Below are 12804 nucleotides of genomic sequence, written 5' to 3' on the forward strand. Positions count from 1 at the left end.
CTTTTTCACCCTTTATTGTTCCGGTGAATTAGTTTTTTCTTTATTGATCAGGAAATCGAGTTTTTTGCCGTCCAGTTCAAAAACTTTTGGCCCATCACTATAGATCAATAACGTTCTGACGGTCTTATCCGGATGAATGCTCATCAATAGCGTCCGGTAAAGTGCCATTTGCAACATGTAGCTGTCTGGAATTTGCTGTTCACGTTTGGGAGCACGGCCGGTTTTAAAATCTCCCAGAACAATTATGTTATCACCATCATTGAGACGGTCTATTTGTCCCGAAACCACATATTTTTTCCCCTTTATTGTGACAGTACCCATCAAAGTCACTTCGGCACGCGCTTCTTTGGTAAACAAGGGGCGCAGTGTTTCATCATCCATAACCTTGAAGGTCTGGGTGAAAGCATCCGCTCTTTGTTCCTCGCTCCATTCAGGTGCGGCTTTTTCAAGATAGGCACGGGCAAGCCTTTGCCGGTCTTCCTCCCGAACTTGCGGCAAATATTGCAAAAGCCGGTGAATGAGTGTCCCCCGTTCGATAGCAAATGACGAATTTGCCGGTTTTTCTCCCAGAACCGGAGAAATGGTGACGATATTTTTTGTTGCCGGTGCGTTCTCGTCAATATCGAGTGAAGCACCTGAAGGGGTAAGGGGCTTAGGTAAATCTGTTTCCGGCTCCATACGTTTATGGAAATAGGAAGGAAGCGGAAAAGCCGGAACGATTGCTTCATCTTCCGCAGTTTTTGTTTCGACACTTGCGCGGTTGTCATCCACGCAATAACGCCATGCCTTGATGTCGGGCGAAGGGCCTGCAATTTCTTCAGAAACCGGCTTCAATGCTTCACCAACAAGCTCACTCCATGTCCCGTCAACAGCATTCTTTCCCTGATAGCCACAAACAATAAGACGATCTTCTGCCCGTGTCATACCGACGTAAAGAAGGCGCCTATATTCTTCCTCGGCCTTCAATTTTAACGTATTGATATAAGTGTCACCGAATGATGTTTTGAACTCTTTTGCGGGCTGCCACAAAAAGCTCGTCTTGCCATGATCATCAATTTCGATGAATTTCGGTTCATGCTGCGCATTCCAAATACGCGAACCGGAATCGACCAGAAAGACAATAGCGCTTTCAAGCCCTTTTGCCGCATGAACAGTCATAATACGGACTTCTTCACGGTTCTGGTCGAGTTCACGTTTGATTTCCGGATCGGAAAGCTTGATTGTTTCCAGAAAAGCCTGCAACCCCGGCAAACCGGTTTTCTGGATAGATAAGGTATAATCCATGAACGCATCAAGGACATCACTTGCTTCCGAACCCAATCGGGCGAGAATTTTTGCCCGCCCCTCATCCTCGCTCAATATATGACTATAAAATTCATAGACAGGGGTTTTATCGGCAAGGTTTCTATATTTTTTGAGTAAAGCAAGAACAGTTGCAAATTCCGGCTTCACTTCACTATGGGCTTCAAGGCTATTAAACAGGCTTCCTTCGCGGTTTACAGCAATGCGATAAAGATCATCTTCATCAAGTCCAAAGAGCGGGCTTTTCAAAACAGATGCAAGAGAAAGGTCATCCTGCGGCTGCAGAACAAATCGTGCAAGCGCCGTTAAATCACGCACGGCGATATGGCTTGCAAGACGCAAGCGGTCGGCACCTGCAACCGGAACATTTCGGTTTTTCAACGCGCGCGCCAAAGCCGGAACAAACTGGTCACGTTTTCTCACCAGCACCATAATATCACTGGCTTTGACTTCTCTTCCCTGACCTTTAAGCATTTCGTGATGATGAAGCCAGTGGCTGATTGTGGTTGCTATCTCTTCGGCAAGGCGAACAGCCGGTGCATGAAGCTGGTCGACAGGTTTGCGCCAGTCTTCCGGTTCTTCCACATCGGTCGGCGCAATATTGTCCCAGATTACAACTTCACCGGGGTCATTGCGGCGAACCGGCTCATGCACGGTTTTGATATTTTCGGCTGAAAGACCTTTATAATTTTCAGGCTTTTCAAATACCCGATCAACACTTTTTAAAACATCGGCTGTCGAACGGAAGGAATAATTCAAACGTATGTGGCCGAAAGATTTGCCAACGGCTTCGGCTTTTCTTTCGATAATGCGACCATTCGTTGCAAAATCTTCCGGCACTGCCCCTTGGAAGGAATAAATCGACTGTTTTTCATCACCAACGGCAAAAACAGTGCGGTTGACCTCTCTTTGTCCTTCCCCGACAAAAAACTCCTGTGCAAGAAGCTGGATTATCTGCCACTGGGCAGGGCTTGTATCCTGTGCTTCGTCAACCAGAATATGGTCAATGCCCCTATCCAGTTTATATTGCACCCATTGGCCCGCACTATCGCGTTTTAACAGATTAAGCGCCCGCTCGATCAAATCATCAAAATCAAGCAAACCTTCTGCTTTCTTCAAACTTTCATAACGCGCCAAAAGCCGGTAACAGAGCTTGAAGGCAGCCAAATTGAGCGGTACCAGCCGTACACGTCGTAACTTGTCGAGATAGAGAACGAGCTTTTCCTGACGCTTTAACAAATCGTCTGCAAGCCAAGGCAAAGTTGCAAGAAGTTTTTTTGATGCCAGATTGCTTATTTTGCGCGGATTTCCACTGGTAAAATAGGCAAGTTCGATGAATTTTATGCTCTCGCTATTATCCGTATTTTCTACAAGCTCCAATTTTTCAACGAAATTTTGGCTGTAAGAGTGGCCGAGACTTTTGAATGCCTCAATAGTCTCCTTGGAATGAAGCGCCGTTTTACGGATTTCATACGTGAGATTTTCTTCCGTATCATCCGGAGATATTTGTAACGCTTTTTCCAGAATATGCTTGCCGTCCGGGCCACTCACACGCGTGAGAAACGGAGTTAAAGCCTGCCGTTTTTCAATTGCTTCGTCTAACAGCGTAAAAAGTCCATTTTCTCCTACTGTTTTTAAAACCAGCATCAAAGCGTCATGAAGAGAACTATTTTTTTGCAAATAAGCTTTCTCGAGCAGGTCACGACGCGCATTTTTTAAAAACTCGTCACGCTTGAGATCGTCCATCATCTCGAAATGGCCGGCAATATTGGCTTCTAAAGGAAATTGATGAAGAAGACCTTCACAAAAAGCATGGATCGTCTGGATTTTTAACCCGCCCGGTGTTTCAAGAGCACGGGCAAAAAGTCTACGCGCTTCGTCAAGCCTTTTTGTATCGGGCTTTTTGCCCTCAAGCGCGACCAACACTTCTGTCAATTTGTCATCGTCAAGCTCTGTCCAACCCGAAAGAGTCTGGAAAATGCGCGTTTGCATGACAGCAGCGGCTGCTTTGGTATAAGTGAGGCACAAAATCCGCGCCGGTTCGGTGCCATTCAATAAAAGTCTGATAACCCGAAACGTCAAAACATGGGTTTTACCGGAGCCGGCATTGGCAGACACCCAAGCACTGCTTTGCGGATTTGAAGCGGCCGTCTGATTTTTAATGGCATCCTCAGGAATTTCGCGTTTGCTCATTCGTCACCTGTCGTATCAGAACCAGCTGACCATTCAAGAACCCGCGCCAAATGGTCATAATCGCCTTCATAAGTGGTCAAAGGCGGCATTGCTCGCGACAAATAGCCATGGGCAGGATTTTGATAATATTCAACAAGTTCGCCCAATCTTGTCCATGCTTCTTCGGAAAGTTCGATTGCAGTTTTTTTGGCAGTGAGAGAAACGCCCTCTTCTTTTACTTCTCCGTGGGCATTCAAACGGATATAGGCAAGTTCTGTCGGTTTGATATTTTTAAGCGGAACAAAAGCATTGCGCGACAAAAGAGCTGCTTCCAACGCCAATTGCGGTGCCATGAGTGTTGCAGCCTGCTTCACCGAAGGAGTCGAGCCGGTTTTGAAATCAAGAATTTCGGCGAAATGTCCATTCATCACATCTATGCGGTCGGCACGCCCTGAAAGGGTTGCTCCTTCCGGCACAATATGAACCGGACGGGCTGAAATTTCGACATATCTCGCCCGTGGCGAAAGTCCTTTTTCCCACTCGATAATTGATGGCGCAAGAATTTCAAAACGCGGCCACCATATAGCTTCAACATCAAGTGGAAGCTGCATCCGGTCAAATTCGGCACGCGCAATTTCAAGAAATTTTTGCAATGCATCCGGTTTTTCCGGATCAATTTTCAGCAGTGAAAAGCCCGCAACAATTGCATGATAAAGCGTGCCACGCTCGGCAACTGACGGATCGTGGATAAGGTCATCAAGCGGCTTCAGGCGCAAAACTTTTTTGGCATAGATTGCATAAGGGTCGCGGCGTAATGTCTCGATTTCGGTAACAGAAAAATGTTTCGGACGTTGTTTCAACGGCGGTGTGGGGCAAGGGCGCGCAATAAAATCGACATTTTCGCGACGATCAAGTTCACGCGCCCAGCGGACAAAAACTCCGCCATGAGCGCGCATGTCGGCACTCGCTTTGGCCCCCACAACTGTTTCCAGCCTTTGCAACCAGCGCGACGGCACAGAAGGAGCATTATCAACTCTCAACGCCCTGCTCATAATAACTTTATCCATGCCCATAGCCATCTGGAAATCATGGGCAGCCAAACCGATCCGTCGTTCCGGAGGGTCAAGTGTCAATGTCATCTTCATCGGCCGCGACATGAATGGGTCATTGCGTGCTGTTGCAGGCCACGACCCTTCATTCAAGCCACCGATGACCATTGTATCAACTGTTTGCAAACGTGATTCCAGAGCACCCCAGATAAAAAGACGGGGATGACCACCGGCAGAGGGGCTCACCGAGCGTGCGGCCATCAAAGCTTCAAGAATAGCTGGCCATTCGGAAATATCGAACGTAAGGCCGGATTGATCGGCAACAAGATCACGCAACAAAGATATAATGGCTTTTCCCGCTTCACCGGCATAAAGCGCGTGAAACGAGCCCTGCTCGTTTGCCCCAAAATTTTCCAGAACTTCAGTCGTGGCACGGGCTACCTCGTTCACTGACCGTGGTTCGCTTTTTGCCATCAAGGTCACCAATGGCTGAACAGCGCTTACAAGTGAAGAAGCAAGTTTTCTTGCTTCCTCGATCATATCGGTATCGATATCGCTCGTTTCGTTTTCATCTGTTGTGAGAGCAAGAAGCCGCTCTTCAACAAACTGTTCACACGTTGCAATATTGATTCGTCCGGTTCCTCCCCTTAATGCAAAGAGCTCGAAACGTTCGGCAATTTTTCGTAAAGCTCCGCGTTCATATCCAAGCGATGTCAATGGGTGTTTCAAGAGAGACAGGAAAGCCACCGGATCGCCGGGTTGAAACAGGCTTTGCAAAATGAGCCGCAACAAAGTTGCCGGTAACACTTCGCTTAAAGGAACACCGCCGGAATCATTGGCCTCAATGCCGAAACGTTTGAGTTCGGCAACAACACGGCGGGCAAGATTTCTATCCCCTGTCACAAGTGCGGCCGTTTTCTTTTTGTCTTCAATCGCTTGTCTTAGCGCAACTGCGATTGCCAAAGCCTCTTCACGCTCATTGGCGGCCTCGATCAAAGAGACATCGGCAAAAATTTCATCGAAACCATCACGTTTCAATTGTGACCATGTGTCGGTAGTGACAGCCGGTCGCAATGCTTCAGATAATATTGCTGCGCGTTTTTTCTTATTTTCAGAAGGCGCCCCAATCTCGTCAACGACATTTCTTGCAAGTTTCATGCGATCGAACAATTTTTTGAAGCTATATTGCGGATGGCCGAAAATGGAGGGGTCATCATGGGTTTCATCAAGCGCCACCCACTGGGCATCATCCATTGCAAGGTCGAGGCCGGGCAAGACAACCGCACCATTTTCCAATCCGCTTACCACTTTCAGCAAATCGGCAATGGCCGGAATCGAACCATTGGAACCGGCCACAATAACAGGATCACGCGGCTTGTTACGCAAAAGCCTTTCAGTTTCCGCCCGAATGGCCTGATTGCGCCATTCTGCCGGATTTATTTTTTGCCGCTCGGCAAGAATATCAGGCCAGGTTTTTGTTACAATTTCCAGAAAATCAAGTGTCACCTGCCACCATTCGGCGACCATATCGGGTGCAATATCTTGAAGTTTTGCCCAGTCGGCGGACTCTGTCTCAACCTCGTCCATCAGACGGGCAAGATCTTCGGCAAGCCAGATCGCATCGGCTGTATTGGCCGGTATGATAATATCTTCGCTACCGAATAACGAGCGCACATGGGCAGGCAAATTCTCGCGCCACGGACGGATGAGACGCGCCAACAACAAGAGCCGCTCGACATCGCCAATTTTCGGATTGAGCGACAAAGCTGCCGCTCCATTATCAAGGAAGAAAGCCGTATCTTCATCAACATCGCCTAAGGGTCGAATTGTCGGAAGGAAGCTTGAATGTGTCTTGCTCATTTCCACAAAGCAGGAGCGCAGTGTACGCGCGGCGCGACGAGTGGGAACATAGATAAGAGTATCTGCCAAAGCTTTCTGGATATTGCCGCCTTTGCCGAAATCTTTAATCAGGCGTCCTGAAAGAAGTGCATCAACAAAAGTTGGCAAAAATGGCGCACCGCTCGAAATCGAAAAAAGCTTCGGCTTGTCTTTCACGCTATTTCCCCCCTCTGGCGCATCAGCTCATCAACCCTGCCGATCATTGCAATTGTCCCGACAGTATACCAATTGCCATCCAAAGGAAAACCATAAAGGCGACCACGAGCAATTGCTTCGTCAAAATAGAGGTTGAGCGATTGCGGTTCGATTTTTGCAAATGCAAATATTTTCGGATTTACAATAAGTGCACCACCATAAATAACCGCTTCCGGTGCATTTGCAGGTGCGCGCACAAGTTTTTGACCTTCACCAATCAGGAAATCGCCTTTTTCCGGCCCTGCCGCCTGCACGCGTTTAACCGTCATAAGCAACATATCCATTCTATCGGGGTCAAAACGATTTGCCATTGCTTCAAGCGTTGGCGTGCCATGATCGACCCAGAAAGTATCGGCATTAAGAACAAAAAACGGATTTTCCCCCAAAAGCGGCAAAGCTTTCACGACGCCTCCGGCAGAATCGAGAAGTTTCGCACGCTCATCCGAAATGGTTACATGAGGTTTTTTACGGCTTACGACATGGCTTTCGATAGAATCGGCAAGATAATGGACATTGACCACCGCTTCCTCGACACCGGCTTTTTCAAGGGCGTCAAGAGCACGATCCAAAAGACTTCGACCGGCAATTTTTACCAGTGGTTTCGGTGTTTTGAAAGTCAATGGCCGCATGCGGGTGCCAAGCCCCGCAGCAAGCACCATAGCATGTGTTATTTTCATTTTTTCACTCTTCAACCAGTTTCGAGGCAATATAGAATTGACGCAATGATGAAAGAGCCGGATGTTCAAGGTTGCGCTTCAAATAATCGCGGCAGTGCGGCAAGTGTTTCAAATAAGCGGGCTTGCCATCACGCTTATCAAGACGAACAAAAATACCGAGAATTTTGGAAACGCGTTGTGCACCTGCAATAGCATAGACCAGTTTGAATTCTTCTTCATCAAAGATACGCGCACCCTTTTTGCGTTCATCACAATAAGCCTTGATGATACGCTCCTCAAGCGGACGGTTAATAGCAACACGTGCATCCTGGGCGAGTGATACAACATCATAGGCTGTCGGGCCAATTTGCCCGTCCTGAAAATCAATGAGGCCTATTTTTTTCAAACCCTGTTCGTTCTCCCGCCAGATAATATTGGGCGAATGATAATCGCGCATAACAAAGCTTCGTTCTGCCTGTTCAAAAATTTCAAAAAACGGCTCCCATTGCCAATAGAATTCTTCCTTTAGGGACTTACTCACCTCTGTTCCGTTAGAGTAAGGGAAATACCAGTCAAGAAGAAGAGAAACTTCAGCCTGCAAGACACCCCGATCATAAGCCGGTATATCAAGTGTCAGATCATCGAATTTTTTATGTTTTGGCCACTCTTTCTGGTGAAATGAAGAAAGCAATTTTCCCGATTCGATATAGCGGTTTTCAATTGGCTTCCTCTCTTCATCAAGCACGCCGTCCCGCCCAAGATCGTCGGTAATGAGCAAACCGTTTTTTAAATCTTGCGCTAAAATTTTTGGCGCTACGAAACCATTTTTCAAAATTAGCCGGTCAATGCCGACAAATTGGCTGACAGACGTCGCAAGATGGGCAATTTTTCCATAAGACTGGCCATTTTGTTCGGGCATTTCCATTGCCGGCGCATTCATCAAAATTTCATGACCATCCTTGCCATAAATAATCTCGTAGGAACGCGCCGAAGCATCACCGGTGAAATAACGGCGCTTGAAATTGCCACGGTGATTGGATTTTAAAAATTCTCTTATTTCAAGCGAACGTTTAAGCCGTTCGGCAGCACGGCCTTCCGCTTCAATCGTTATTTTTCGACCATTTCCTTGATGCTCAAGAAAAATGGCAAAATCTGCCTTTCCCAATTCTCCTTCGGCTTTTTCCGGCCATTCGACAAGAACAACTCCGCCCTCTCGCGCCTCTTCAAAGCCAAGCTCATCAATTTCTTCCGGTTCGTTAATACGATAAAGATCGGCATGGATGAGGCTAAATTTTGGCAAATCATAGACTTGAACAAGTGTGAAGGTTGGACTTGGAACATCCATCCCGTCATCATCTGCAAGGGTGCGAACAATAGAACGGGAAAGCGATGTTTTTCCTGTTCCGAGATCCCCTTCGAGCGTAACGAGATTACCCTTTTCAAGAGCTAGCGCAAAATCCTCGCCGAAGCGTTCGGTTGCTTTTTCATCGTCAAGAAATAAACTGAAAATCATTCTGTTTCCTCTGATTGAAGCAACGTTACTGGTGAAGGGCGTTCAGCCAGAAATCGGCAAAAAACGGTTGTTCCTTTTGCATTCCCCGTTTCTATTGTGACGCTGCCGCCATGAAGCTCGACAAAGCTTTTGACAATCGAAAGACCAAGCCCTGCTCCGGCACGTGAACCATGATGGGCATGGGACGAAAACCGCTTGAAAACAGTATCGAGAATTTCTTCAGGGATTCCCGCTCCGTCATCATGGACAGAAAAGACAATGTCGTTTCCGTCCTTTTTGGCAGAAAAGGTAATGACACTATTGTCAGGCGCAAAATTGGCGGCATTGCTCAATACATTGACAAAAATCTGCCGTAGCCTAGCCTGATCTGCCGGAATCGTCGTGAGGCCGTCTTCAATTTTTTCTTCAATTTTTACCGGACGGGTACCGAGACGCTCTTTCGTACGTTCTGTTGCAAAAGCCATTGAAGCGGCAATATCGACATCTTTAATATCAAGTTCCATAATGCCCGCATCAAGTTTAGCAAGGTCAAGAATATCATTGACGATATCAAGAAGTGCACCCGATTCAGAGGCGATGTGCTTGAGATATTCCTGCTGTCGGGAATTGAGAGTGCCGAAAAGTCCGCTCTGCAAAATATCGGAAAAGCCGATAATATTGGTAAGAGGTGTGCGCAATTCATAAGACACATGGCGAACAAATTCGCTGCGCAATGCGTCGGCACTGCGCAATGCATCGTTCTTTTCTTGCAATGCACGGGTGATATTGACTGTATCCGTCACATTGACAAAGGTCATCATGGTCTGTGCATTTGGCAGAGGCACCAAGGCATAATCAAGAATAACACCATTTGTTAAATCCATACGCCCCGAAATGGCATCCCGATTTTCGCTAAACCCGGTTATAAATGCTCCGAATGTATCCCATGCGTTGCTCGTTGTTTTTTGCGCGCATTCAGCCTGAAGTTTTGAAATATGCGTTCCTTCAACTGTGAGCTCGGTGGGTAAAGACCATAATTTGGCAAGCGCCGGATTGGTAAGACGCACACGCCCGTCCGGACCAAACAAGGCAACACCTTCTGAGAGATGATCCAGCGTTTCACCTTGCATTTCAATGAGGCTGTTATAACGCCGTTCGAGATCAATTTTTTCAGTGAGATTTTCAAAAAGCCATGTCACGCCACCCTGCGGGTGCGGGCTTGCAAGTACCCTGAGCGTGCGACCATCCGGCAAATTCCAGATTTGTTGGCTCGGTTCCCCCGAACGATAGGCAGAAAAAAGTTCTTCCTTCCACCCCCTCCAGTCCGGCTTTTCAGCAATAATGCCTTCTTCCCGCAAACGATCAAGAAGCAGGGTATGACTGGGTTCACTCTCAAGAAAAACCGTATCCAACGGCCAGAGCGTTGCAAAAGCCTGATTGGCAAATTTCAGTTTTTGATCGGGACCAAAAATGGCTACTGCTGTTGAAATCTGGTCAAGTGTTTCGGAATGTCCGCGCGCCATGCGCTTCATCTCTTCCGACATTTCTTCCATGGCGCTGATATCATGAGCAAATGTTGCGACACCGTCTTCGGAAGTCACTTGTGTGACTTCAAGGAGCCTCCGATCGCCTTCAACAATGGCATAGGCCGGTCCTTTGAAAAGCGGTTTACTTTCCAGAAGTTTCTGTCGCGTCGTTTCATTGAACAATGAAACATCCTGTGCTTTCTCGGGGTCATAACCGCTGGCTTTCCGAAACGCACGATTTGCATAAATAATTCTATTATCTTTATTGATAAGCCATACAGGCTCATCAAGTGCCTCGAGAAGAACATTGCGCATTGCAAGCATCGTCTTTGTGAAAGCTGCTTCCTTCTCGATCTGTGCAAGCTGTTCCTGTCGGTCGGAAAGATCCTGAAAACGCAAAACTGCGGCAGTTCCGGCAATAAGACCGGTTGCTTCAACCAATGTTTTTTGTTTCGTCTTAAGATAAAGAGTAAACGTTTGTGCATCCTGTCGCAAATGGGTCAACGCATCGTCAAGAACGCGCAATTCATTCTCATCAAGCCATTGTCCAAACCTTAATATGTCCTGAGAATTTATGCCCGCTTTATCAAGTGCAACCATGTGGCCGATTATTTCGGGGAGAGCAACCGGCGTTTTCCAGATAACCGCACATTGCCCGCTATGTGTCAGCAAAAGCTCGTAATTATCAATTTTTTGCAAATAGTCGATTTGATTGTTGTTCTCTTCAATCAGCTTCTTTGACGAAAAACGATTGAAAATGCCCAGACAAACAATAAATGCCGCAACAATAACGCCACCAAAAACAACTATTTGAAGGCTTGAGCTGTCAAAATCGGAAAGCGCGTGAAGACCGGCAGCGTGACTTGTAATAGACGTTACAGAAAAACAGAATAAAGCAACCAGGCCCGAGAAAATCCCCGACAATAATTTGCTTTTATATCCACCTTTTGCCTGCAAAGTTGATTTCTCGATTATATCTAGCCGAATCAGTTTTAACCATACATGTCTATGCTTTTCAGGTGAAGTATCTTCAAAAAACAAAGGCCGGGCATTTTTACCCGACCTTTAATAATAAATATAGTTTGGTTTCTTTCAGCGATACCGGTTTTAGTAGCGATAACGATCAGGCTTGAACGGGCCATCAACCGACACACCAATATAGGCGGCCTGCTCTTCCGACAGCGTTGTCAGTTTGACGCCAAGACGATCAAGATGCAGACGAGCAACTTTTTCATCAAGATGTTTCGGCAGAACATAGACCTGATTTTTATAATTCTCGCCACGTGTGAACAATTCGATCTGGGCCAATGTCTGGTTGGTGAAAGAGGCCGACATAACGAAAGAAGGATGCCCTGTTGCATTGCCAAGATTAAGCAACCGCCCTTCTGAAAGAAGGATAATGCGTTTTCCGTCCGGAAATGTAATCATGTCGACTTGCGGCTTGATATTTGTCCATTTCAGGTTTTTCAGCGAAGCAACCTGAATCTCGTTATCAAAATGCCCGATATTGCCGATAATGCACATATCCTTGACGGCCCGCATATGTTCAAGACGAACAATGTCACGGTTTCCCGTTGCAGTGATGATAATGTCGGCGGTCGGAGCGGCATCCTCGAGTGTTACAACCTCATAGCCATCCATAGCTGCCTGCAAGGCGCAAATCGGGTCAACTTCGGTAACCTTGACACGAGCACCGGCTCCAGAAAGCGATGCAGCACAGCCTTTACCAACATCGCCATAGCCGCAAACAATAGCAACTTTACCGGCCATCATCACATCGGTACCACGACGGATACCGTCAACCAGCGATTCTTTACAGCCATAACGGTTGTCGAATTTGGATTTTGTTACACTGTCATTGACGTTGATTGCCGGGAACGGAAGCAGCCCTTGTTCCTGTAAATGATAGAGACGGTGAACACCTGTTGTTGTCTCTTCCGTGACACCTTTGATGGCATCACGTTGACGGGTAAAGAAGCCGGGTGTTTCTTTCATGCGTTTTTTGATTTGAGCAAAAAAGATTGCCTCTTCTTCGGATTCCGGCTTTGAAAGAACATCTTCTCCATCTTCGGCGCGGGCACCGGTCAGGATATAAGCTGTTGCATCACCGCCATCATCAAGAATCATGTTGGAAGGCTTGCCATCCGGCCATTGGAAAATAGCATCAGTATAGCTCCAATATTGTTCAAGTGTTTCGCCCTTGACCGCAAAAACAGGCGTACCACCTGCGGCAATTGCTGCGGCAGCATGGTCCTGCGTTGAAAAAATATTACATGAAGCCCAGCGCAAATCTGCACCGATCATTTTTAACGTTTCGATAAGAACGGCTGTCTGGATTGTCATGTGCAGCGAACCGGAAATGCGGGCGCCACGCAACGGTTGAGAGGAGCCGAATTCCTCACGGCAGGCCATCAGACCCGGCATTTCGGTTTCGGCAATATCGAGTTCTCTGCGACCATAGTCGGCAAGGCCGATATCCTTGATAATATATTCTTTGGCAGCCATTATGCACT

The 12804-nt window shown here is 47.1% G+C and carries 6 protein-coding genes; all 6 read right to left on the bottom strand.

All coding sequences use genetic code 11. From position 1 onward, the window contains the following. Positions 1–12 precede the first annotated feature (12 nt). A complete protein-coding gene (addA, locus tag PEB0122_RS01375; RefSeq protein ID WP_075915292.1) occupies positions 13–3495 on the bottom strand; it encodes a double-strand break repair helicase AddA in 3483 nt (1160 codons plus the stop codon). Beyond that, the gene (addB, locus tag PEB0122_RS01380) at positions 3492–6578 is read right to left on the bottom strand and encodes a double-strand break repair protein AddB (protein WP_075915293.1); all 3087 of its coding nucleotides are present in this window, start codon (positions 6576–6578) and stop codon (positions 3492–3494) included. Before addB ends, addA begins: the two co-directional genes overlap by 4 nt. Beyond that, positions 6575–7294, bottom strand: coding sequence for a nucleotidyltransferase family protein (locus tag PEB0122_RS01385; protein WP_075915294.1), 720 nt, complete (start codon positions 7292–7294; stop codon positions 6575–6577). Before PEB0122_RS01385 ends, addB begins: the two co-directional genes overlap by 4 nt. A 4-nt stretch (positions 7295–7298) precedes the next feature. Beyond that, positions 7299–8786 carry a tRNA (adenosine(37)-N6)-threonylcarbamoyltransferase complex ATPase subunit type 1 TsaE gene (tsaE, locus tag PEB0122_RS01390; protein WP_075915295.1) on the bottom strand — a complete coding sequence of 496 codons (1488 nt, stop codon included), beginning with the start codon at positions 8784–8786 and terminating at the stop codon, positions 7299–7301. Further along, positions 8783–11248, bottom strand: coding sequence for a sensor histidine kinase (locus PEB0122_RS01395; RefSeq protein WP_075915662.1), 2466 nt, complete (start codon positions 11246–11248; stop codon positions 8783–8785). The genes tsaE and PEB0122_RS01395 overlap by 4 nt, the downstream gene beginning before the upstream one ends. Before the next feature lie 150 nt (positions 11249–11398). Next, the gene (gene ahcY / locus PEB0122_RS01400) at positions 11399–12796 is read right to left on the bottom strand and encodes an adenosylhomocysteinase (protein WP_075915296.1); all 1398 of its coding nucleotides are present in this window, start codon (positions 12794–12796) and stop codon (positions 11399–11401) included. Positions 12797–12804: the final 8 nt, after the last annotated feature.

The organism is Ditibartonella apis (assembly GCF_001952075.1).
Classification (GTDB): Bacteria; Pseudomonadota; Alphaproteobacteria; order Rhizobiales; family Rhizobiaceae; genus Bartonella; species Bartonella apis.

Excerpts from the sequence above, each read along its gene's own strand:
- addA (WP_075915292.1), bottom strand. The coding sequence starts at position 3,495 with ATGAGCAAACGCGAAATTCCTGAGGATGCCATTAAAAATCAGACGGCC.
- ahcY (WP_075915296.1), bottom strand. The coding sequence starts at position 12,796 with ATGGCTGCCAAAGAATATATTATCAAGGATATCGGCCTTGCCGACTAT.
- tsaE (WP_075915295.1), bottom strand. The coding sequence starts at position 8,786 with ATGATTTTCAGTTTATTTCTTGACGATGAAAAAGCAACCGAACGCTTC.
- PEB0122_RS01385 (WP_075915294.1), bottom strand. The coding sequence starts at position 7,294 with ATGAAAATAACACATGCTATGGTGCTTGCTGCGGGGCTTGGCACCCGC.